Annotated in this window: 25 protein-coding genes; 8 read left to right on the top strand and 17 right to left on the bottom strand. The window is 68.8% G+C overall.

Annotated features, from left to right (window positions below; translation table 11 throughout):
• The first annotated feature begins 11 nt into the window (after nucleotides 1-11).
• Complete coding sequence (locus QH290_RS10295) at nucleotides 12-611, top strand: hypothetical protein (RefSeq protein WP_280382678.1); 600 nt, start codon at nucleotides 12-14, stop codon at nucleotides 609-611.
• Between the two features lie 10 nt (nucleotides 612-621).
• Here the strand turns inward: QH290_RS10295 and QH290_RS10290 are convergent, their stop codons facing one another.
• Nucleotides 622-1,275 carry a TetR/AcrR family transcriptional regulator gene (locus QH290_RS10290; protein ID WP_280268984.1) on the bottom strand — a complete coding sequence of 218 codons (654 nt, stop codon included), beginning with the start codon at nucleotides 1,273-1,275 and terminating at the stop codon, nucleotides 622-624.
• Between the two features lie 92 nt (nucleotides 1,276-1,367).
• Nucleotides 1,368-2,438 carry an alpha/beta hydrolase gene (locus QH290_RS10285; protein WP_280382677.1) on the bottom strand — a complete coding sequence of 357 codons (1,071 nt, stop codon included), beginning with the start codon at nucleotides 2,436-2,438 and terminating at the stop codon, nucleotides 1,368-1,370.
• A gap of 242 nt (nucleotides 2,439-2,680) precedes the next feature.
• On the opposite strand from QH290_RS10285, the gene QH290_RS10280 reads away from it, so the two are divergent.
• From QH290_RS10280 to QH290_RS10270, 3 genes are read left to right on the top strand one after another with little or no spacing between them, the layout of a single operon-like run.
• Nucleotides 2,681-4,099, top strand: coding sequence for a condensation domain-containing protein (locus tag QH290_RS10280; RefSeq protein WP_280382676.1), 1,419 nt, complete (start codon nucleotides 2,681-2,683; stop codon nucleotides 4,097-4,099).
• Nucleotides 4,086-5,660: a glycosyltransferase family 39 protein gene (locus QH290_RS10275; protein WP_280382675.1), complete on the top strand. Its 1,575-nt coding sequence runs from the start codon at nucleotides 4,086-4,088 to the stop codon at nucleotides 5,658-5,660. Before QH290_RS10280 ends, QH290_RS10275 begins: the two co-directional genes overlap by 14 nt.
• A gap of 40 nt (nucleotides 5,661-5,700) precedes the next feature.
• Nucleotides 5,701-6,600 (top strand): glucosyl-3-phosphoglycerate synthase, encoded by a 900-nt coding sequence (locus QH290_RS10270; RefSeq protein ID WP_280382674.1) that lies wholly within the window; start codon nucleotides 5,701-5,703, stop codon nucleotides 6,598-6,600.
• Between the two features lie 28 nt (nucleotides 6,601-6,628).
• On the opposite strand, the gene QH290_RS10265 is transcribed toward QH290_RS10270, so the two are convergent.
• Nucleotides 6,629-6,997 carry a DUF6223 family protein gene (locus tag QH290_RS10265; RefSeq protein ID WP_280382673.1) on the bottom strand — a complete coding sequence of 123 codons (369 nt, stop codon included), beginning with the start codon at nucleotides 6,995-6,997 and terminating at the stop codon, nucleotides 6,629-6,631.
• 231 nt (nucleotides 6,998-7,228) lie between these two features.
• Between QH290_RS10265 and QH290_RS10260 the strand changes: the two genes are divergently transcribed.
• Both QH290_RS10260 and QH290_RS10255 read left to right on the top strand, forming a co-directional pair.
• On the top strand, nucleotides 7,229-8,443 hold the full coding sequence (locus tag QH290_RS10260) for a sensor histidine kinase (protein ID WP_280382672.1): 1,215 nt from the start codon (nucleotides 7,229-7,231) through the stop codon (nucleotides 8,441-8,443).
• Nucleotides 8,444-8,469: 26 nt separating this feature from the next.
• Entirely contained in the window at nucleotides 8,470-9,138 is a 669-nt protein-coding gene (locus tag QH290_RS10255) for a response regulator transcription factor (protein WP_280382671.1), read from the top strand.
• Here the strand turns inward: QH290_RS10255 and QH290_RS10250 are convergent.
• Entirely contained in the window at nucleotides 9,128-9,817 is a 690-nt protein-coding gene (locus QH290_RS10250) for a class I SAM-dependent methyltransferase (protein WP_280382670.1), read from the bottom strand. The two genes, QH290_RS10255 and QH290_RS10250, sit on opposite strands and share 11 nt — an antisense overlap.
• A 47-nt stretch (nucleotides 9,818-9,864) precedes the next feature.
• On the opposite strand from QH290_RS10250, the gene QH290_RS10245 reads away from it, so the two are divergent.
• Nucleotides 9,865-10,347, top strand: coding sequence for a MarR family winged helix-turn-helix transcriptional regulator (locus QH290_RS10245; RefSeq protein ID WP_280382669.1), 483 nt, complete (start codon nucleotides 9,865-9,867; stop codon nucleotides 10,345-10,347).
• A 30-nt stretch (nucleotides 10,348-10,377) separates the two neighbouring features.
• On the opposite strand, the gene QH290_RS10240 is transcribed toward QH290_RS10245, so the two are convergent.
• The 4 genes from QH290_RS10240 to QH290_RS10225 all read right to left on the bottom strand — a co-directional run bounded on the left by QH290_RS10240 (nucleotide 10,378) and on the right by QH290_RS10225 (nucleotide 12,725).
• Nucleotides 10,378-10,797 carry an arsenate reductase ArsC gene (locus QH290_RS10240; protein WP_280268994.1) on the bottom strand — a complete coding sequence of 140 codons (420 nt, stop codon included), beginning with the start codon at nucleotides 10,795-10,797 and terminating at the stop codon, nucleotides 10,378-10,380.
• Nucleotides 10,794-11,888 carry an ACR3 family arsenite efflux transporter gene (gene arsB, locus QH290_RS10235; protein ID WP_280382668.1) on the bottom strand — a complete coding sequence of 365 codons (1,095 nt, stop codon included), beginning with the start codon at nucleotides 11,886-11,888 and terminating at the stop codon, nucleotides 10,794-10,796. Before arsB ends, QH290_RS10240 begins: the two co-directional genes overlap by 4 nt.
• The gene (locus tag QH290_RS10230; RefSeq protein ID WP_280268996.1) at nucleotides 11,885-12,256 is read right to left on the bottom strand and encodes an ArsR/SmtB family transcription factor; all 372 of its coding nucleotides are present in this window, start codon (nucleotides 12,254-12,256) and stop codon (nucleotides 11,885-11,887) included. Before QH290_RS10230 ends, arsB begins: the two co-directional genes overlap by 4 nt.
• A 76-nt stretch (nucleotides 12,257-12,332) precedes the next feature.
• A complete protein-coding gene (locus QH290_RS10225) occupies nucleotides 12,333-12,725 on the bottom strand; it encodes a DoxX family protein (RefSeq protein ID WP_280268997.1) in 393 nt (130 codons plus the stop codon).
• A gap of 272 nt (nucleotides 12,726-12,997) precedes the next feature.
• On the opposite strand from QH290_RS10225, the gene QH290_RS10220 reads away from it, so the two are divergent.
• The gene (locus tag QH290_RS10220; protein ID WP_280268998.1) at nucleotides 12,998-13,141 is read left to right on the top strand and encodes a hypothetical protein; all 144 of its coding nucleotides are present in this window, start codon (nucleotides 12,998-13,000) and stop codon (nucleotides 13,139-13,141) included.
• Nucleotides 13,142-13,415: 274 nt separating this feature from the next.
• On the opposite strand, the gene QH290_RS10215 is transcribed toward QH290_RS10220, so the two are convergent.
• Genes QH290_RS10215 through QH290_RS10175 form a run of 9 tightly spaced genes read right to left on the bottom strand, consistent with a single transcriptional unit; the run spans nucleotide 13,416 to nucleotide 22,010 of the window.
• Nucleotides 13,416-14,036, bottom strand: coding sequence for a hypothetical protein (locus QH290_RS10215; protein WP_280382667.1), 621 nt, complete (start codon nucleotides 14,034-14,036; stop codon nucleotides 13,416-13,418).
• Between the two features lie 41 nt (nucleotides 14,037-14,077).
• Entirely contained in the window at nucleotides 14,078-15,016 is a 939-nt protein-coding gene (locus QH290_RS10210) for an MlaD family protein (RefSeq protein ID WP_280382666.1), read from the bottom strand.
• 14 nt (nucleotides 15,017-15,030) lie between these two features.
• Nucleotides 15,031-16,128, bottom strand: a complete 1,098-nt coding sequence (locus QH290_RS10205; RefSeq protein ID WP_280269001.1) for an MlaD family protein — start codon at nucleotides 16,126-16,128, stop codon at nucleotides 15,031-15,033.
• A complete protein-coding gene (locus QH290_RS10200; RefSeq protein ID WP_280382665.1) occupies nucleotides 16,125-17,228 on the bottom strand; it encodes an MlaD family protein in 1,104 nt (367 codons plus the stop codon). The genes QH290_RS10205 and QH290_RS10200 overlap by 4 nt, the downstream gene beginning before the upstream one ends.
• Nucleotides 17,228-18,268 (bottom strand): MlaD family protein, encoded by a 1,041-nt coding sequence (locus tag QH290_RS10195; protein ID WP_280269003.1) that lies wholly within the window; start codon nucleotides 18,266-18,268, stop codon nucleotides 17,228-17,230. Before QH290_RS10195 ends, QH290_RS10200 begins: the two co-directional genes overlap by 1 nt.
• Entirely contained in the window at nucleotides 18,256-19,260 is a 1,005-nt protein-coding gene (locus QH290_RS10190) for an MlaD family protein (RefSeq protein ID WP_280269004.1), read from the bottom strand. Before QH290_RS10190 ends, QH290_RS10195 begins: the two co-directional genes overlap by 13 nt.
• Complete coding sequence (locus QH290_RS10185) at nucleotides 19,260-20,318, bottom strand: MlaD family protein (protein WP_280269005.1); 1,059 nt, start codon at nucleotides 20,316-20,318, stop codon at nucleotides 19,260-19,262. Before QH290_RS10185 ends, QH290_RS10190 begins: the two co-directional genes overlap by 1 nt.
• Nucleotides 20,319-20,322: 4 nt before the next feature.
• Nucleotides 20,323-21,186, bottom strand: a complete 864-nt coding sequence (locus QH290_RS10180) for an ABC transporter permease (protein WP_280269024.1) — start codon at nucleotides 21,184-21,186, stop codon at nucleotides 20,323-20,325.
• Entirely contained in the window at nucleotides 21,186-22,010 is an 825-nt protein-coding gene (locus tag QH290_RS10175; protein WP_280269006.1) for an MlaE family ABC transporter permease, read from the bottom strand. The genes QH290_RS10180 and QH290_RS10175 overlap by 1 nt, the downstream gene beginning before the upstream one ends.
• Between the last annotated feature and the right edge of the window lie 172 nt (nucleotides 22,011-22,182).

The following is a 22,182-nucleotide window of genomic DNA, read 5'->3' as shown; positions in this document are numbered from 1 at the left end:
GAAGGACAGTCATGCCGACCGAGCCGACAACCTCCGAAACCGCCACGGACGACACCGAGGCGGAGGCCACCGCGTCCGGGCCGCCCCGCCGGACCGTATCGCTGTCGATACCGGCGCTCGGCGGTGCGGCCGGGGTCGCCGTGCTGGTCGCCGCGCTCGCCGTGGCCTGCTTCGGGTGGTGGTCGGCCCGCGGCGACCTCTCGGCGCTGCGCACGGCCGCCGACGACGATCGGCACGCCGAACAGGTCGCCACCGACTACGCCGTCGGCGCGTCGACCATCGACCACCAGAACGTCGCGGCCTGGGTGAGCAAGCTCAAGGCCAATACCAGCCCGCAGCTGGCCAACAAGTTCGATGCCACCGCGCCCAAACTCGAGGAGATCCTGCTGCCGCTGAAGTGGACCTCGACGGCGGCGCCGATCGCGGCGAAGGTGGGCTCGGTGTCCGGCGGCGTGTACAAGGTCAATGTCTTCGTCAACGTCACCTCCACCAACGCCCAGAATCCCGACGGCGGGCAGATGACCGTCACCTACAACGTGACGGTCGACCGCAACTCCGGCTGGCAGGTCACCGACGTCGGCGGGCTCGACGGCGCCCTGCCCACCCGGTGACCGCGGGCCCTCACACCGGAATGGCGAACAGGCGGATCAACACCTCCATCGCCGCCGGTTCCAGCGTCTCGAGTTCCTCCGGGAATCCCGCACTGATCGGGCCCAGTATCAGCTCCTCGATGGCCCCGACCGCGGCAGCGAACATCGCGTCCGGCACCTCGGGCCACTGCGGATATGCGACACGCGCCCGAATGTGCCAGTCCCGCAAGATATCCGAGATCCGCTGATATCCGGCATTGCGCAGGGCCAGACCCAGCGGGCCCATGCCCGGCAGCTCGATGATCAGGCAGCGGGTGAATTCCGGTTCACCGGCGCACATTTCGAGATATCCGTGCACCCGCTGCCGCAGCAGGAGTAACGGATCGACCTGTTCGGCAGGCGGATTCAAGGAGGCGAACACGACCTCGGCGCCCGCCATCGCCGCCTCCAGGAAGCACTGCCGCAGATCGCCGAAATGCTGATAGAACTCCCGCCGCGAAACCCTCGCGCGGGCAACCACATCGGCCACCGTCGTGGCCGCGTAGCCCTTCTCCGCCACCGCCGAGATCACGCCCCGCAACAACCGGGCGCGCTGCTTCTCGCGCGCCTGCTCGGTCGGCAGCCGGCTGCGCCCCCTCGGCAGACCGGGCCGGGACGCATCGTAGACACCCGACAACTGGGTCACCCGACGCCTCCCACCACCACGACAGCCACAACGACCCATTCTATGGCCGCGCGAGCCGCACACCACCGGCGCCGACGATGCCGCGACCGGTCTCACTCGTAGAGGACCCCGGCGAACAACGGCCAGGAGTTGTGCAGGTCCTGTTGCCAGTAGCCCCAGGAGTGGGTGCCGACGGGACGGAAGTCGAAGGTGGCGGGCATGTCGAGTTCGGCCAGTCGCCCGCGCAGGGCCAGCGCGCAGTTGTGGGTCGCGGCCTCGAGCACACCCCCGTTGGTGAGCTGTTGCACGAGCTTGACGGGGCTTCCGTGCACCCCCGGGCCCTGGAGCGTGTCGAGGGGCCCGGGGATCCCCGAACCCGAGGAGACGTAGATGGCGGTGCCCCGCAGGCGATCCGCGTGCAGGTACGGATCATTGGCGGCCCAGGCGGGATCGCCGATCGGCCCCCACATATTGGAAGTGTTTGCGCCCCACCGGGTGACGACGAGCGTGACGTAGGCGGCGCCCTCCGGACTGCTGGTCTGTGCGCAGCCGCTGTAGGAACCGACGGCACGGTAGAGCCCGGGCGCGGCCAGCGCGAGCTGGAATGCCGAGGTGCCGCCCATCGAGATCCCGGCGATGGCGTTGCGGCCCGTGCCCCGGAAGGCCGAGTCGATGATCGGCGGCAGTTCGCGGGTGAGGAAGGTGGTCCACCGCTGGCGGCCCAGGGCCGGGTCGTCGGCGCGCCAATCGGTGAAGTAACTACCGCGCCCGCCGAGGGGTATGACGACGGTGACCTGCTTGTCGGCGACGAAGTCGGCGACATCGGTTTGCTGGGGCCAGCTCGAGTCCTCGGCGCCGCCGTTGGCACCGTTGAGCAGATACAGAACCGGAGCGGGCTTCGAAACGTCCTGTGCACGAATTACTTTCACGGTAATGGTGGTGTTCATCGCCGCGGAGTACACCGTGATGTCGACCATGCGGCCCGGACCCTCGACGACCCCGACCAGGTGGGACCCGTCGGAGGCGGGGCGGACGGCGGCGAGCGCGGCCGCCGCCGGTGACGGCTCGGCGGAATCGGCGGCCGCCGCACCCGCCCAGCCGGTGGACAGCACCAGAACCGGCGCCAAGGCGGCGGCGCATCGACCGCGCAGCCGGGCCGTGCGTGGTGCGGCGTGTCTGGCCACCTGCCCTCCTCTGCCGTTGCTCCCGCCGTCACGGTAGAAGCGAAACACGAAGGCGCCAAGGGGGACTCGACCAGGTTTGGATTTCGCGCCGGAGCGTGCGCGCCGGTGCTGGATATGTTCACAAGATGCGGGCGGCTCCCTGGTCACCTATCACGTGACCGCTGTTAACTGTGACTCGCTTGTCGGCGTATCCGGTCGGCATCGGCATTCCAGCGACCCGACGTAGCGAATCGAGGGCACCCGTGGTCGATTTCGGTTTCTTCGACGACTGGCATCCCCAGCCCGGCCGGCTCACCAGTTGGACCGCGTCGGCGCGGGCACGCGCGGCGGCGCTGGCCGCGCCGCTCCATCCGACGCCGCCGTCGTATCAGCAGCAGGAGTACCTGCGCACCATCCGGCGCACGGCGACCGCGCGCCACCGCCCGTCCCGGCTGTGCATGATCTCCTTCGACATGCCCGGAAGTCCCGACATGACGGCGATGACGCGGGCGGTCACCGCGTTCCTGCGCCGTCACGACACCTTCTCCAGCCGGTTCGCCCCCGGCCCTGGCGACCGGATCGCCCGATACGTTCTGCCACCGGAACAGATCACTGTGATGCCGACCGACCACGGCGAGTTCCCCGATGCCGAGGCCATCCGGCAGCACGTGCAGGACACCACACCCGATGCGCTGCACTGGGATTGCTTCAGCTTCGGCGTCATCGAACGCGAGCAGTCGTTCACGGTGTACGCGGCGGTGGATCATCTGCACACCGACGGCGTCGCCCAGGCGCTGACGTGTGTGGATCTGCTCCTGCTCTACGGCGCGGAGCTGTCCGACAGCCCCGTACCGGTGGCGCCGGTCGACGGGCACGTGGCGTACTGCGCCCGCGAGCGTGCCGGAAACGCGCGGTTGACGGCCGCCTCGCCGGAGGTCGGCACCTGGCTGAAACTGTTGCGGCACAACGGCGGCGAGATGCCATCGTTTCCGCTGCACCTGGGCACCGCCGCGACGGAGGGCTACCTGCGTGGCGCGCAGGTGACGATGCCGTTGTTCACCGAGGCCGACGCGTTGCGTTTCGAGCAGGTGTGCGGGGACAACGAGGGCCGTTTCCTCGGCGGGCTGTTCGCCGTGCTCGCCCTCACCGAGGCCGAGTTGACCGGTAACGACCGGCATTTCATCCTCTCCCCGACCAACACCCGCAGTACCCCGGGTGAGAGCGGGTCGGTCGGCTACTACACCAATCTCGTGCCGATCGCCTTCGACGTGCCCGCCGACGCCGCCTTCACCTCGCTGGTGGCGGCCGCGCAGTCCGCCGTCGACCGTGCCAAGACGCTGGCCGACGTGTCCCCGTACCGGGTCCTCGAACTGGCCCCGCCCGAGTTGGGCATCCGGGTGCGCCCGGGATGGGCCGCGATGATGCTGTCCTACGTCGACGTCCGCAGGATCGCGGGGGTCGAGATGTTCGACCGGATCAACGGCGGCCTGTTCGCGAATCGCGCCGCGGCGAACGAGGTGTACCTGTGGGTCAACCGGTTCCCCGACGTCACCACGCTGAGCCTGCTGTTCCCCGACACCGACGCCGCGCACGAATCGGTCGAGCGGTATGTCAAGACGCTGACCTCGATCACCGCCGCCGTCGTGGGCGACGGTGACTATGCGCTGCGTGCCGACGCCTGATCAGGGGGCGCTGCACCCGGCGGAACCTGATGCCGGAAGCCACGATCGGTTACCGCCCGACCCGGATCGGACGGCGGTGTGGCTGGTCGCGCCGATTGCGCTCGTGACGGCGATCGTCCTGGTGGCGCGCGGCGATCGCTACGACTACTTCGGTGACGAGCTGTACTTCCTCGCGGCCGGGCGGCACCTCGCGCCGGGGTACGCCGATCAGGGACCGCTGATACCGCTGCTGGCTCGCTCCGCGGCCGCGATCGCGCCGGATTCTCTTGTGCTGCTGCGCCTTCCGTCGATACTCGCCGCCGTCGCCGCGGTGCTGCTCGCCGCCGCCGTGGCGCGCGAGTTCGGTGGCCGTCGCGGGGCACAGGTGCTGGCGGCGGCCGCGTACGCGACCTGCCCGTACCTCGTCACGCAGGCCGCGAGCCTGTCGACCTTCGCCCTGGACAGCACGCTGTCGGCGGCGACGGTGTGGTTGGTGGTGCGCTGGCTGCGCACGCGCCGGGACCGGCTGCTGCTCGCCGCGGCGGTCACCGTCGCCGTCGGGCTGCAGGGCAAGCTGCTCATCGCGATGCTGCTGGTGAGCCTGGCACCGGCCGTGCTGTCGGCGGGGCGCGGGCGACTGCTGCGGAGCCGCCCGGCATGGGCGGCCGCCGCGATCGTGGCGGTGTCGGCGGCGCCGAATCTCCGGTGGCAGCACCGGCACGGGTGGCCACAACTGGCCATGGGGCCCGTGATCCGCGCCGAGGAGCAGGCGGCCAACGGCGGGGTGGCCGGGCTGCCCGCGCACTGGGCCCTGCTCACCGGCCTGCTCGGCGGCGTGCTGGCGCTCGCCGGAGCGTGGGCGCTGCTGTGGCACCGGGACTTTCGGCCCTACCGCATGATCGGTGTCGCCGTCGCGGTGCACGTGCTGCTCGTCGTCGGCCTCGGTGGCCGTCCGCATTATGTGGCGGCCTGGTTCCCGATCGTCTTCGCGGCGGGTGCCGTTGTGGCCCTGCGGTCTCGCCCGGCACGGGCCACGGCGACGGCGGCGCTCGCCGTGTCCACCGCGATCGCCGTCGCGGTGGTGGCGCTGCTGCCGTTACCGCTGTCGCAGATACGTCAGCCGACCGACTCGCGGGCCGAATTGTCCACGCGCATGCGGGTATTCGGGACCTCGGGGTGGTCCGGGCTGGTCGCCGGGGTCGAGGGCGCCTATCGCGCGCTGCCGCCGCAGGAACGGGCGCAGACCGTGATCATTACCCGAACCTATTGGCAGGCAGCGGCTCTCGATCAGCTCATCGAGCCCGGCAGGGTGCCGGTCCACAGTCCCAACCGCGGATTCGCCTACTTCGGCGTACCGCCCGACACCGCGCGCACCGCACTGTATGTCACCACGGACGATGCCGGACCTCGCCTGCGGGCCGCATTCGAATCCGCGTGGCCGGTGCGGCGGATCGACGAGCGGCTCGGATTCCCCGGAATCGATCGGGGCGTGACGGTGTGGCGCTGCGATCGGCCCCGCCGGCCCTGGCCCGCGCTCTGGGCGGACCTGACCACCCTCACTCTCGACCATCCCGGCACCTGACCGGCCGAAAACCCCTGCCGCAACGGAGAGGAACCGCGCGATGACTCGCGTACACACCACACCTGCCTGGTTCGACGGTCGGTGGACCGTTCCCGAACTCGTCGCCCGCAAACGGCACCGCCGGGTCTCGGTGGTGCTACCGGCGCTCGACGAGGAGTCCACCGTCGCCGATGTCGTCGGCTCGATCCGCCCGCTCGTCGGCGGCCTGGTCGACGAGCTCATCGTCATCGACTCCGGATCCACCGACGACACCGCCGCGGTGGCACGCGCGGCCGGAGCCACCGTGTACACCCGCGAGCAGGCGTTGCCGCAGCTCCCCCCGCTCCCCGGTAAGGGCGAGGTGCTGTGGCGCTCACTGGCGGTGGCGCGCGGCGACGTGATCGTGTTCGTCGATGCCGACCTCATCGCGCCGAGCCCCGCGTTCGTGCCGTCCCTGCTGGCCCCGCTGCTGCTCGACCCCGGCCTGCGGCTGGTCAAGGGCTTCTACCGGCGTCCCCTCGGCGGCGATCGGCTGGGCGGTGGCCGCGTCACCCAGCTGACCGCCCGGCCGCTGCTCGCGGCCCTGGTCCCCGAATTGGCCGAGATCGTGCAGCCCCTCGGCGGTGAATACGCCGTCACCCGAGACCTGCTGACCCGCATACCGTTCGCACCCGGATACGGCGTGGAGATAGGCATCCTGCTCGACTGCTGGCAGCGCCACGGCATCGGCGCCATCGCCCAGGTGGACCTCGGCACCCGCCGCCACCGCAACCGCCCCGACCACGAACTCGCCGCGATGAGCCGCCAGATCATCGCGACCCTGTTCGACCGCATCGGCATCCCGGACTCCGGGGCCGGTCTCCCGCAATACATTCCGGACGATGCGGGCTGGCGGCGCACGGTCAGCGAGGTCAGCCTCGCCGACCGGCCCCCGATGCGATCGGTCCCGCGAGTACCCTGACCAGAAACCGCCATCGGCGCCCGAGCGGTCAGCGCGGCACGGGCCCCGTCCGGCGGGAGCGCGCCAGCGCCAGCGCACCGAGGAGCGTGGCGATCGATCCCAGCACCACGGCGAACAGGGCGCCGACGACCCCGTTGCCGGTGCCGGGTCCACCGGCGGCGTTGGCGCCGTGAAGGCCGCCGACGAGCACACCGACCGGTCCCAGCACCAGTGCCGTGACGAGCCATGCTCGTCCGGCGCCCGTGCGGCGGGAGCGGGCCACCGCGATCGCACCGGCGATGACACCGATCAATCCGAGCAGGGCCGCGAAGGTGGGGACGGTGCGGCCGACACCCAGCTCGTAACCCGCGGCGACAGCGGAGAGCAGCGGTGCGGTGGACACGGTGAGGGCGGACATGACGTATCCCCTTTTCGATCGTTCGACGGGTTCCCGGACGTTGCCGAGGTATCCGCCGTGTAGTGGACTCCACCGATCGTCGCGTGCCGACACCGGGCGCGGCGTCGGTCGATGGGCGGGCGGAGATACGACATTCGGCGTAGACCGCTCGCACGGACCCGCGCTCCTCGGCGTAGTCGGCCACGCCGCCGACCCGAGGTTTTCCCGGGCGGGGGACCTTAGGATCGCACCATGCAGGGTCGCGTCGCGTTTCGCCTGCCTGCCTGGGCGCAGGACCTGCTGCTGGCGGTATTCATCACCGTGATGCAGGTGCAGGGCACGGTGGTGCGCAACAGCGGTCAGCCGGAGGCCGTGCTGCGCCCCCTGTCCGACCTCGGATATCTCGGCTACATCCTGCTGATCGTCTCCGGCGCGGTCGTCGTCGTGCGCCGTCGTCGGCCGGTCGCGGTGTTCGCGGTGACCGCGCTCGCCAGTGTCGTCTACTACGGCCTGGATTTCCCCGACGGGCCCGGCTGGCTGGGCCTGTTCGTGGCCCTCTACACCCTGACCGCCCACGGCGACGGACGCCGCTCCGTGCGGACGGCCGCGGCCGGTATCGCCGTGCTGACCACGGTGTGGTTGCTCGCCGCCGCCGATATCGAGCCACGCGCCGCCATCGGGTGGGTCTACTTCCGCATCGGCGCCTCGGTCATGAGCGCGGCCCTCGGCGAGAGCGTCCGATCGAGGAAATTCATTGCGGCACAAGCCCTGGAACGTGCCGCCCTGGCGGAACGCACGCGCGAGGAGGAGGCCCGCGCCCGGGTCGACGCCGAACGGCTGCGGATCGCCCGCGAGGTCCACGACACCGTGGCGCACGCCATCGCCGTCATCAACGTCCAATCCGGTGTCACCGCACACGTTCTCGACAAACGACCGGAGCAAGCACGCGCGGCGCTGGAGGCCATCGCGCAGACCAGTTCCCGCGCACTGGCGGAGATGCGGGCCGTCCTCGGAGTCCTGCGCGACGACCACGACGGCCGCGGCCCGCACCCGGGCCTCGCGCAGATCGACGATCTCGTCACGCTGGCGCGCGAGTCGGGACTCGACATCGAAACCGACACGGCCACACCACCTTTCCCCGTGCCCAGCGCGGTCGGCAACGCCGTGTACCGGATCCTGCAGGAATCGATCACCAACGTCATCCGCCACGCCGGACCCACCCGTGTGCGGATCACGCTGACCTACGATGCCGACGCGATCGAGGTGCGGGTGACCGACGAAGGCGGCTCCACCGGCTCGGAACCCGTTGCGGCACATACACCTACCGGAGCGGGCCGCGGCATCGTCGGTATGCGGGAACGCTGCCGACTGCTGGGCGGCGATCTCGAGGCCGGTCCACTCCCCCGCGGCGGCTTCGCGGTCACCGCCCGGCTCCCGGTGGCCCCGGCCGGAACGGCCGACCTGTGAACAGCGACGGCGACGAAGGGAACAAGGTGGCAGACGCACCGATCAAGGTCCTGCTCGCCGACGACGAGCGGTTGGTGCGCTCGGGCTTCCGGCTCCTGCTCGACACCGAGGACGACATCACGGTGGTGGGGGAAGCCACCACCGGCGCGGAAGCGGTGGCCCAGGCCCGCGCGCTACGCCCCCAGGTTGTCCTCATGGACATCCGCATGCCGAAGCTGGACGGCATTCAGGCCACTCGCGAAATAGCCACCACCCCGGGCCTGCACGACGTGCGCGTCCTCATCCTGACCACCTACGACACCGACGCCTATGTCTTCGAGGGCCTGCAGTCCGGCGCCAGCGGCTTCCTGCTCAAGGACGCGGGCCCCGCCGAACTCCTGCACGGCATCCGCGTGATCGCCGCCGGTGATGCCCTGCTCGCACCGCGCATCACCCGCCGCCTCATCGCCCGGTTCACCGCGCAGCAGGCAGCGACCAAGACCGCGGAGGACCGGCTCGCCGTTCTCACCGCCCGCGAACGCGAGGTCCTGGCGCTGGTCGGCCAGGGCATGAACAACGACGAGATCGGCGCCGCCCTGTTCCTCAGCCCCGCCACCGCCCGCACTCACGTCAGCCACGCCATGACCAAACTCGGCGCCCGCGACCGTGCCCAACTGGTCGTAATCGCCTACCGCACAGGACTTGTCACGCCGTAGGCAGATGGGCCGACAACAGCCAGGCCGGAACCGACTTGCGGCCGTTGCCTTCCTCGCGGATTCCGGCGGCCTGGAAGTGCGTGGCCACGGCGTCGGGGATGTCGGCGTGGATGCGAGCCGGTCGGATCTCGTCGATCGTCCAGTGGCGGCCGACCACCTCGCGCAACTCCTCGGCGCTGACCGGGTTCACCGGAGCCTCCTCGGGCATACTGCCCCGATCGAACACGAGCACGAAGTAGGAGGCGCCGGGTGCCGCGGCACGCACGATCGAATCCTGGTATCCCGCACGCAGTTCGACCGGAAGCGAATGGAACAGGGTGCTGTCGACGATGGTGCCGAACCGGCCGTCGTAGCCGGTGAACGCGCTGATATCGGCGACTTCGAAACGGGCGGTGGACAATCCGCGGTCGGCGGCGGCCGTGCGGGCGAGGTCGATGGCGGTCGGCGAATTGTCCAGGCCGACGGTCGTGAAGCCCCGTTCGGCCAGGTACAGCGATGTCGCGGCCTCCCCGCATCCGGCGTCGAGGACCTCGCCGTGGAACCTGCCCGCGTCGATGAGCGCGGCGATCTCGGGCTGGGGTTCGCCGATACTCCACGGCGGGCGAACACCGTCGCCGATCTCGGGGGCTTCGCCGCGGTAGGCGGCTTCGTACATGTCTTCACCGAATGCACTCGCCATACCGTCCACTCTATATCAACCAGATTGATATAGGGTGGGATATCGACATGGAAGATCTAGAGGACCAGCCCCTCGGCTACCTCCTGTACCGGGTCGTCGCCGCCCTGCGTGCCGAGGTCGTGGCCACCGTGCTCCAGCCGCGCGGGCTGTCGTTCCCCGGGTACCTGTGCCTGCGGTTACTTTCGCAGGCGCCCGGCTCGTCGAATGCCCAGCTGGCCCGCGTCACCGGCGTCTCGCCGCAGGCGATGAACAAGGTGCTGCGGGACCTGCAGCAGTCCGGTCTGGTCGCCCGGCCCGCGACGGCGCCCGCGGGCAGGTCGCTGCCCGCCAGCCTGACACCCGAGGGGGCCCGCACGCTCTCGCGCATGGAGCCCGAAATCGCCGAATCCGAACGCCGGGTACTCGCCGGACTCACCGAGCAGGGACGGCGCGAACTGCGGCGGCTACTGGCCACCGCCGCCGCCACCCACCCCGATACCGGGGCCTCCGCCGACGGAACCGGCCCCATACCGGGCGCATTCCGGCCCTAGCAGAGGAAACCTACTGCGCCGCAGACGAATTCAGGTGCGGGCGGGGAGCAGTTCGGCGACGAGTTCGACGACGAGGGCGCGGATGTCGTCGCGGATCGGCCGCACCGCGTCGATGTCGCGCCCGGCCGGATCGTCGAGCGTCCAGTCGCGGTAGTCCACGCCCGGGAAGTAGGGACAGGCATCGCCACAGCCCATGGTGATCACCACGTCGGAGGTGTGCACGGCGTCGGGAGTGAGGATCTTCGGGGTCTGGGCCGTGATGTCGATGCCGACCTCGCGCATGGCCTCGACCGCGGCCGGATTGATCGATGCGGCGGGCTCGGATCCCGCGGAGCGCACCTCGATCGCGTCACCGGCGAGATGGGCGAGGAATCCCTGGGCCATCTGGGACCGCCCCGCGTTGTGCACGCACACGAACAACACACTCGGTCTATCGGACGCAGAAGTCATCGCGGCACTCCCGCGGAGGAGGTGGGGGTTGTGTTGCCGGAGAAGCGATTTCGCAGGGCTAGGGAGACGTAGACGAGGCCGACCAGGACCGGGACCTCGATGAGCGGACCGACCGCACCGGCCAGCGCCTGGCCGGAGGCGGCGCCGTAGGTGGCGATCGCGACCGCGATGGCGAGTTCGAAGTTGTTGCCCGCGGCCGTGAATGCCATCGTCGTGGTGCGGGCGTACCCGAGGCGCAGGACGGCGCCGAGCAGGTAGCCGCCGCCCCACATCAGCGCGAAGTAGATCAGCAGCGGGATCGCGATCCGCACCACGTCGACCGGGTGGGAGGTGATCTGCTTGCCCTGCAACGCGAACAGGATCACGATCGTGAACAACAATCCGTACAACGCCCACGGCCCCAACCGGGGCAGCAGTCGTGACTCGTACCAGGCGCGGCCCTTCGCCCGCTCGCCCAGGCGACGCGTGAGATAGCCTGCGAGCAAGGGGATTCCGAGGAAGATCAGCACCGATTGCGCGATCTGCCACGGCGAGGCTTCGATCGTGGCCTGCTCCAGGCCCAGCCAGCCGGGCAGCACCGACAGGTAGAACCAGCCCAGCACCGCGAACATGATCACCTGGAAGATCGAGTTCAACGCCACCAGAACGGCGGCGGCCTCGCGGTCACCGCACGCCAGATCGTTCCAGATGATCACCATCGCAATACATCTCGCGAGACCGACGATGATCAGCCCGGTCCGGTACTCGGGCAGATCCGGCAGCAGCAGCCACGCCAGCGCGAACATCAACGCCGGACCGAGCACCCAGTTCAGCACCAGCGAGCCGAGCAGCAGGCCGCGGTCGCCGGTGACCGAGTCGAGGCGGTCGTAGCGCACCTTCGCCAGCACCGGATACATCATGACCAGCAGCCCGATCGCGATCGGCAGCGAGATCCCGTCGATCTCCACCGCGCCCAGCGCATCACCGAGGCCCGGGACCATGCGGCCCAGCAGCAGACCGGCGACCATCGCGGCCCCGATCCACACCGGCAGGAAGCGGTCCAGGGTCGACAGCTTGCCGACCACTGCCGGATGCTCGGTCGTGGTGGTCACGCGAGCACCGCCAGCCCGGCCTCGATCGCCAAGACATCCGACAAGCGTTGCAGCGCTTCGGGAACCACCCGGTAGTACACCCACGACGCCCGCCGTTCACTGGTCAGCAGCCCGGCCTCCCGCAGCACCTTCAGATGGTGCGAGATCGTCGGCTGGGTGACGTCGATGCCCTCGGACAGATCGCACACGCACGCCTCCCCTCCGGCGCGCGACGCGATCGCCGACAGCAACCGCAGCCGCACCGGATCCGACAACGCCTTGAACACCCCGGCCAGCTCATCGGCGTCCTCGCGGGTCAACGGCGGACGAACCCGCGGCACCGCGTCACACGCCGCGGGCGCACCGAGCGACAACTCCGACTTAGACATACATCGATATTGACCGATATCAATACGAATGGCAAGCGAACACCTGGCCGGGTTCGATCCGAGGCGCAGCCGCGAATCAGCCCGTGAACGACTCGGGGCCGAAGCGGCCCCAGGCCACGAAGGCGGCCGCGGCCAGGTAGACCAGATTCAACGCGACGTACTTGTATTGCGCGTAGCGGGCGTGGGTGATCATCGCGCCGATCATCAACAGGATCCAGCAGACGGCGGTCACCGGCACCAGCACCGGTGCGATGTCGAGCGCCGCGGGCAGGGTCAGGCCCGCCGCGGCCAGGATCTCGAGGCCGCCGAGGCTTCGGACGAAACCGGCGCTCGCGTGCTCGGTCCATCCGCCGCCGGACTTCGCGCCCAATTCGTCCAGCTTCGCCTTGGGCACAAACACTTTGGTGGCGCCGCCGAACAGCGAGAGGGCGGCAAGCAGCCCGGCGACGATCCAGAGGGCGAGATTCATGAGTTTCTCCTGATGAGTTGCCGGACAACGTCTACGGGTTCGGGGAGGCGCAGCACACCCGCGCTCCCCGGGCCGCCAGCGTGGCCGCGGTCGCCTGTCCCGATCCGAGATCGACCGCTGTGGTCACGCATGAGACGTCCGCGGCTCGGCCCTTCGTGACACCGCGGCTACGTGACGTGCGCCACCATCGGCCGCCGGATGTCGCTGTGGTGTCACAAAACGAGGTGGGCCGGTGCCTTGTGGACGACACAGTCGAGAGATAGGAGCCGCCCATGGCCGACACGTCGCGGGCCGCGCCGGTGGGTGTGGCGGGCATGAGCGGGCCGAGGCCCGCGGCAGGCCCGCGGCCACGGTTCGGCAGATCGCGCGCCGAGCACGCGGGCATGTGGCGGCTCGGCGACCGCGGGTACGGGTGAGCCGAGCGGAGCAACAGGCCGTCGTGGAGCGATTGCTGCTCGCGCTGCGAACCGGGCAGCTGCGGGAACTGATGGAGATCATGGCGCCAGAGGTGGTCCTGATCGCCGATGGCGGCGGTCTGGTGGCTCAACGGCGCGCCCGCGGCCCGGATCGAGGTCGACGGCCAACCTGCCGCACTGAGCCTCGTCGTGGAGAACGGGCAGATCACCCGGATCTACGCCGTCGCAAACCCGCAGAGACTGACACGGCTGAACGAGTCACCTCGGGCCGCCGCTAATTTGTCGGCAGGGCGTTCTGGAGGCCTCCGACATCGGTGATGGTCCAGTTGGTGTTGCGGTCGATGGTGATCGAGTACGTGACCGTGGTTTGCGCACCGTCCGGGGTCTGGACACTCGTCGAGTTGACCGTGAGGTAGGCATTGACCTTGTAGATGCCGCCGGATTCGGAGGTGACCGTCGCGGACTGCGGTGTTGCCTTGGATGTCCACTGCAGTGGCATCAGGATCTGCTCCAGCTGGGGAGCTGTGGCGTCGAATTTGGCGGCGAGTTGGGGGCTCGTCCCGGCCTTGAGCCGGGTCAGCCAGCCTTTGACGTCGTGGTAGTCGACCGTGGAGGCGCCGAGGGCGTAGGCCGAGGCGATGTCTTCGGCGTGCCGATTGTCGGCGGCGATGGCGTCGCGGCGGTCGAGGGTCGATTGCGCCGACCAATACAGGCACCCGAAGGTCACCGTACCGGCGAGCAGCAGGACCAGCGCGACCGCGACCAGTGCCGTCGACCGCCCGATCGAGACCGTGATCGCCCGCCGCCGCTCGTCGGGCTCGGGCGGGTCCGCCGCGCGCGTCGCGGCGTCCTCTTCGCCAGGGGTCGCCGCCACCTCGTCTGTTGCCATGGCCATGGTCCTGTCCTCCTGCGGTCGAAACGGTCGTGCCGAGTGAGCTATTCGGTTGTGATGCGGAAGTGCAGGGTTCCGTCCGGGTCGACTCCGTGCAGGGACTGGTCGATCAGGGCGCTGAGGTCGAACCGGGGAGCACGGTCGATGGCATCGGCGACCACGGGTTGCAGCACGGGCGCCAGCGGCGCGACGCTGGGACCGATCTTGTTCATGAAATCCGTCAGCCTGTCCAGGAACGGTGTGAGCCCGTCACCGGTGAAATAGTCCGCTACCGGCCGACTTTCGACGAGCGTCGACGCTTGTTGCACGACGTCGCTCAGTGACTTGCCGAATTCACCGAATTGCGGCCCACTGGTACTCAGCGACGGGCCGAGCCAGTCGATGTTGCCGCCCAAGGCTTGGATGTCGCCGAAGAGTCGGCGGGTGGCGTCGGCGCGGCTGAGCAGCGTGGCCGCCAGCAGCGTGGTCGACCGTTCCAGGGTTTGCATGGCCGCGTCGGTACCCGACAGTGCCCGGTCGAAGGTGCCGACGAGGTTCGCGATGGTCTGCGGATTCAACTGCTTCAGCACGTCGACGAATCGCGTCGACAGCGCCGTAATGGTCATCGGCACCTGTACCTGCCGGGTCGCAATGCGCTGGCCGTCGGCGAGATACGGTCCGGCACCGCTCGGCGCGTCGAACTCGACGTACGGCTCGCCGAGTGCCGAAAGCTGCTCGACCCGCACGCTGCTGGACAGCGGAACGAGATAGCGCTTGTCGATCCGCAACCGCACCAGCACACCTTCGGCCTGCTTGGAAACCTGCTCCGTGCGACCGACCCGAATACCGTCGAGCAGCACGGGCGCATTCACCCCCAGTCCGCCCGAGTTGCCCAGGTGCAGTTCGGCATCGAGGTAGCCGCGACGCGGATCCACATGGAGCACCCCCACCGTCATGTACCCGATGCCCAGCACCAGGACTGCGGCGATGGCCGAAAGCGACACTGCGGCACGCACATTCATCGCACGGCCCCGATCATCCGCAGGGTGTCGACTATTCGTTCGGTCCGCTGTGGCGGTGGCAGGGGGCCGCCGGGTGATGAATCGACGGTGACGCCCACCAGATTCACCTTCGGCCCGTGTTCCACGAAGGGGATGATCTTGTTATGGATGAGGTCGACGAGTGCCTTCAGGTTCGAGGGTGAACCGGTGTCGAGCGGGCGACTGCCGAACAGCATCGGGACGAAGGCGCGCACGGCGCGCTCGCTCGACTGCAGCGCGGGCCCCAGCCACGTGACGCTGGGTGCGAACGGTCCGAGAGCGGTGAGCACGTAAACGACCCCGATCGTGGTGTTGATCACGTCGGTCGTGTGCTGCACCGCGTCGGGCGTGAGGAGTTGGTCGAATGCCGGTGCGTTCTTCAGCAATCCGTCCTCGACCGTTGCTTGCAGTCCCGCCACGAGGTTGTGAATCGAGTCGGTGTGCACGGCCAGATCCGCCAGTTCCGCACCGAGGGTCCCGGCGATGCGGGAAGTGTCATCCGGGTTCTGCGGCAGGATCGTATTCATCCGTTGCACGATGTCCTGGAAGTCGGTGACGGCACCGCTGCCGACGAAGACGGACAACCTCTGCAGGATGTCCTCGATCGTCGGCGACTGTTCGGTGTCGGCCAGCGGGATCGTGGCGTCCGCCTGCAGCTGCGCCGGATTGGGCGCGGCGGGTTCGGCGAGGGCGATGTGCACGTCGCCCAGCGGTGTTTCCTGCCGCAGCGCAGCGGTGGTACCCACCGGGAGGCGAACCGACTTGCGGATCTCGACCTCGGCGACCACGAAGCCCCGGTGTCCCGGCCGGTCCGGAATGTCCGCCTCCGGACCGACCACGGTGACACGCGTCAGGCGCCCGACGGGCACACCGTCGGCGATGACTTTGGCCCCCTGCGGCAGATTCAGCACATCGGTGAACTCGATCCGCAAGGGGTAGGTCGGTCCGTCGACGCCGGTACCCGGCACGGTGACGTCGGCCGGTTGGAATCCGCATCCCGCGGCTCCCACCGCCATGGTCACCGCTATCGCCGCGTGTGTGCCGGTGCGGCGCAATACCGCTGGGAGACGCATCATTTCGCACTCACCGCCGCGACGAGCGCCGGCAGGCTCGGTACCGTGACCGACCCGTCGTCGGCAGTCCGGCAGCCCTGCCCCGTGATCGCCTGCACAGACGCGCAGACCGCGCCCGTGGCCGGTTGCGGGAGCGCCAGTTTCGGTGGTGCGTAACCGATGGTCGGACGCCCGGTGGCGGTATCGATGGACTCGGCGAACCCGGCGGCGATCGCCGGGGCCATCCGGATGACCTCCGAGAGCGATCCCACCCCGGCCGAAATCAGTTGCGGCAGATTCGGAATCGAATCGATCGCACGCAGCGCCGGTGATCCGACCATCATCACCACGTCGTTGAGCTGGGGCAGCACGTCGACCACATTCGCCACGACGCGGACGATCTGGGGAAATTCGAGGGTGTTGATGTCGGCGAAGGTCCGGGTCAGGTCGGTCACGACGATCTGCAGGGTGGGCCAGCCGCCACGGGCGCGATGGGTGAGCTCGGTGAGCGCGTCCAGCAGCCTGCCGATATGGCCGACGGCCGCGTCCGGAGCGGAGAGTGCGTTGCTCAGTTGCAGGACCAGGGTGTTGATCTGGTCGCCGGAACCCGCGGTGGCTCGGTCCAGGGCGGCGAGACCGGCGCCGATCGCGTCGGCCTGATCCCCCTGTCCCGAATCGCTGAGCTGGCGCCCGAGTCGACCGAGCGCGTCGAAGGTCTGGGACAGGCTCTTGGGCGTCAGGGTTCTGGTGATGCAGCGGTCCGAATCCCAGCCCGGGCCCTGGGGTTCGGCGCCGACGAGTGCGAGTTTGCGATCGGCGATGAGCGTGTCGCTGACGGTGACCGCGCCGACATCGGGAGACAGTTTTCGGTCGGCCGGGACGGTGAAACGCACTCGGGCGGTTCCGGCGTCGGGCGCGATCTCGGTGACCCGGCCGATCGGGACGCCCATGATGGTGACCGCACTGCCCTGGTACAGCCCGATCGCGTCGGGCATCAGCGCGCAGTACGAGCGCATCGCAGGCCCGGATCTGTTGAGCTGCACCGCGATCGCGGCCGCCGCGACCAGGACGGCTACCACAACGAAGGACATGAGCCCGCGCGACCCCAGGATTCGTTTCAGCATCAGCACTCGCTTCCCGGTACGGGCACACAGAAACTGGTGGCTCGGATCGTTGCGGCCGACTGGTCGATCCGCACGCCGTCACCCGGCGGCAGCAGGGGCAGCAATCGTTGTTCCAGGGTGTGCAGTGAGTCCAGCAGTTCGCCCAGCCGGTCGCCGAGTTGCTGCAGTTGCGGAATCGCGTCGGCGAGGGGTTGTGCCCGCTGTTTCAGCGTCTCGTCCCAGATCCGGCCCAGCGGGCCCAGGTCGGCCAGGATCGTGGCCAGGTCGTCGAGGGCGTGATGGACCTGGATCTTGTTGTTCTCGACGATGTTCTCCAGTCCGAACAACGTTCTCACCAACTGCGCGAGCACATCGGAATGGGCGTTCAGCGCGGTCAGATACTCATCGGCCATCGCGAGTGTCTGCGAGATGTCGGCGTTCTGCTTGTTCATGATCTCGACCAGGCTGTCGGCCGCCTGCACCGCGGCGCGGACCGAATCCGGGCTCCTGTCGATCGATGTCGCCAGTGCCGCGAGGTTCTCCCGGAGCACGGTGCCGTCGAGCCGCCGCACGGGTTCCACGGCGTCCTGGAACACCTGAGTCAGGTTGTAGGGCAGCCCGACTCGCTGCTGCGGAATCACCGTCGAACCCAGGGATTTCGTTCCCGCGGGTTGGACAGCCAGGTAGTAGCCGCCGACGACGGTCAGCATGCGGAGATCGAGGGTGGTCTGATCGCCCACGAACACCTTGTCCTCGACGGTGAACCGCATTCGGACCCGATCCGGCAGCAATGCCAGAGATTTCACCTTTCCCACCGGTATCCCGGCCACGCGTACGTCGTCGCCGGGGCGGATGCCGCCGGCTTGCGCCATATCCGCGGCATAGGTCCGCTCCGGGGTCGTGCCGGTGACGTACACCGCACCTATCGCGGCGACCAAGATCAGCACACCGCAGATTCCGGCTGCGCCCCAGCGCAATTCGGCATCATATTCGGACTTCGTGGCGAGCAGCGAGCGGAGGGCGAGGCGCCGCATCCACCGGGGGCGGGCTATCGATGGCATAGCGTGATCCTTTGTCCGGCAATGAGGATCTGCAGCGGCGCCGGCGCCACCGCCACGCCCTGCGCACAGGTCATCGCCGCGTCGGGACCGGTCGGTGGCAAGGTCGCCGCGATCGTCTGAATCAGTCCGGGCAGTCGCCCGAATACGGCCGCGGCCTCCCGCGGTGCCGGAAATGCCCGGCGCAGCAGAGCATCCAGATCTCTGTTGCGCTCGCCGGTGATTCCCAGCACGGTCAGCAGGTTTCGTAGCGGCTGCAGCACCGGCGGTATCGCAAGCCCGAAATCGGCCAGCCCCGGCAGCTTCTCGGTGATCGCGGTGAACAGATTCGTCAGATTGCTCAGCAGCTGGATCGAGTTGCCCGCCTTACCGCCCAGGTGCACCGAGACCTCGGCCAGGTTGGCCACCAGCGCCGACAATATCGCCTGCCGATCCGCGGCGTAGCGGCTCAGCTTCTCGATCGCGCCCAGCGCCGGACCCAAACCCGTTCCGTCCCCTTGGATCAACGCCAGCAGGCTGGTCGCGAACTGGTTCAGATCATCGGGCGACAACTCCGCCAGCACGGGTTGCAGTCCCTTGAACAAGGTCGTGATGTCGAAGGACGGCACCGTTTCCGACGGCTCGAACACCGCCTCCGGCCGACGCGGTGGGCTCGGACGATCGGGCTGCTGGATCTCCAGATATCGGAACCCCGTCAGATTCTGATACCGGATCGCCACCTTGCTGTCGGTGAACACCTCATGGTCCCGGGTCACCGTAAAGCGCACCCGCGCAAGGTTTCCCTCCAGTTCGACCGCACCGACCTTGCCGACCTGCACCCCGTACATCCGCACGTCGTCGCCCAGGCGCAGACCGTTGGCATCGGTGAATCGGGCCGTGTAGGTCACGGTCTCGCCCGCCACGGGCCGTTCGAGAACGCGGAAGACGCCGATCAACGCGACAGCCATGACCGCGACGAAGATCGAGACTCGAAACAGCAGCGACCGTGTCGACATCAGCGACCTCCCGGCGCGGGATGCAGTCCGAGCATCGTCGACAGCGGCGCCGCGAGCGCGGGCACCACCTCGAGGTCGACGCTGGCGTTGAGCATCGGCCCGTTCGGAGTGTCGTGGAATGCCGCGCCCAGGCGTTCCAGCAGGTCGCCCAGCTGGTCGGCCGAACGCTGCGGCGTGCCGACCGACGCCGACAGCCGGTCGAGGATCGCGGTCGTCATGGGCATCAGCCCGGAGAAATAGTGCTGGCCGGTGTAGGCGGTCCGCGTGGCCGTGGGCAGCAGCTGATTCTGGATTTCGGCGAACAACCGGCCGTATCGAGTCATGTGCTCGGGGGTCGACAGGTATTGGTTCGTATAGACCGAGTGCACCACCGTGAGCCCGCCCGTCAGCGCCGCGGGAACCCCCTCCAGCGTCGATCCGAATCGGTCCAGCAGCAGTGCGGTGGGCAGCAGCCGGGTGTCGGTGAACGATCGCACCGTGGTGCCGATGGCCTGCAGTATCGGGCTCAGCGCCCGCACGTCGCGCGCCGCCGTCGCCAGCAGCGCGGCCAATTTCGGGGTCAGCACGTCCGCGGTGAGCCCACCGGTCGACTCCAACAGCGTCGACAGCGTCGCGTCTTTGAGCCGGTCAGCGTTGCGGCCGGTCAGATCGATGACGGATCCGCCCGTCAGCTTCGCACCACCACCGCCCGGATGGAGGTCGACCGCGCTGATTCCGAACAGGTTGCCCGTCGCGTAATCCACGCTCAGCCCCTCGGTGAGGCCGACCACCTGAGAATCCCGCAGGCTCAAGCCGATTCGCTGCCTTCCGGGTCCGAGACCGTCGATCGAGGACACCGAGCCGACGCGCACCCCGTCGAGCCGCACATCCGTCCCCGGTGCGACGCCCTCGCCGACCTGCGCGGTGATCAACGAGATCTCGATCTGCCCGGCCGGTTCGGAGTCCGGGAACCCTCGCCACACCAGGGCGGCAACGACCGCACACACTATCGCGACGACGCCGATGATGCGGGCACGGCGCGGCCCGACCTCGGTACCGGGAAGAATATAGGCAGGCACGGCGTCACCCCGTGAACGTGATCGGAGACTGGAACCCCCACAACACGATCGTGGCGACCATGTCCAACGCGATGATCGAGACCAGGCTCGCCCGCACCGCCCGCCCCGAGGCCGTGCCCACCCCTTCGGGGCCGCCGGTGGCGAAATAGCCCTGATAGCAATGGATCAGCACGACCGCGATCGCGAACACGATCACCTTGACGGTGGCGGCGACCACGTCCCAGCCCAGCACGAACTGATCGAAATAGTGATCGTAGGTGCCCGATGGTGTGTCGTGCACCGTCGTCACGATCAACTGGCACGAGAAGTAGGCCAGGATCAGCGCCACCACGAAAGCCGGTGCCACCGCGACGATTCCGGCGATGACCCGGGTGGTCACCACGAACGGCACCGATCGGACCGCGAGGGACTCGATCGCGTCGATCTCCTCCGAGATCCGCATCGATCCGATCTCCGCGGTCATCCGGCACCCGGCCTGCGCCGCGAACCCCACCCCCGCCGCGATCGGCGCCAGTTCCCGCGTCACGCCGAACGCCGAGATCAGACCGCTGAGCTGTCCCAGTGCCAGCAGGTTCAGCGCGCTGTACGCCTCGATACCGATCGAGGCGCCCATCGCCGCCCCCATCAGCAGCATCAGCGGCACCACCCCGCCGCCGACGATCACCGAGCCACGGCCCCAGGTCATATCCGTGATCACCATGACCGTCTGGCGCCGATAATGCACGAGCGTGTACGGCACCGCCGAGACTGCCTGCCACACGAACCCCAGCACGAACCCGACCGATTCGACCGGCGCCCAGGGATGGATCCGGCGGCGCAACCGGCCTACCCGTCGCAAGCCCGGCGGAGCGTAGGGCGAGGCCGTCATCATGCCATCCTCACCGGGAAGAACATGGTCACCACCTGCGTAATCGCCGTATTCAACACGGTGACCACGGCGACCGACATCACCACCGCCGCGTTCACGCCGTCGGCGACGCCGCGCGGACCCCCCTTGGCTTCCAGCCCTCGCTGGCATGCGACCACGACGACCAGGAACCCGAACAGCAGCGCCTTGATCAGCGCTACCCAGATGTCCACCGGAGTGGTGAAGGCGCCGAACGACGACCAGTAGCTGCCCGGGGTGACGTCCATCGCGGCGACGGCGACAAGGAAGCCCGAACCGATGCCGACCACCACGATGAGAATGGTGAGCAGGGGCGCCACCAGCATCATCGCCACGATCCGCGGAACCACCAGCCGCTGCACGGGATCCACGCCCATCACCCGCAGCGCGTCGACTTCCTCGCGCACCGTCCGTGCTCCGAGATCGGCCGCGATCGCCGCGGCGCCCGCGCCGCCGAGCATCAGCGCGCTGGCCATCGGGGCTCCCTGCTTGATCACGCCCAGCCCACCGGCCGCACCGATCATCGAATCCGCGCCCAACTGCGACACGATATTCCCGACCTGCGCGGAAACGATCACCCCGAACGGAATCGCCATCAACACGCTCGGGATGCCGGTCACCTTTATCAAAAACCATGCCTGCGTGAGGGTTTCGTGCACCTGGAACCGCATCCGGGCCATATCGACGCTGCCGATCCGGATCGCGTGCACACTCATCCGCAGGGCCCGCCCCAGCGTGGCGATGCTGGTCAGCACCGTGTCGGAAAAATTGCGGCGCACTATGTTCCACGCCGGTGGCGGCTCCATCGGTCCTCCATCGCTCCTCCAGTGGACTGCTCGCGCACTGCGAACGATGCCGAGTTGACTGGATGGGCAACTATTGGCATTACAGTGTGACCGACGATACATCAGCGCGACCGGGTCGCACAGCGGTTTGCCGCAAAATTCCGGGCGCCGGGCGCATCGACTCCCGCTCCGC

Origin of the sequence: Nocardia wallacei (assembly GCF_029869545.1) — a bacterium.
Taxonomy (GTDB): Bacteria; Actinomycetota; Actinomycetes; order Mycobacteriales; family Mycobacteriaceae; genus Nocardia; species Nocardia wallacei_A.
The sequence above is the reverse complement of the archived record's forward strand: the minus strand, read 5'-3'. Positions and strand labels throughout refer to the sequence as shown.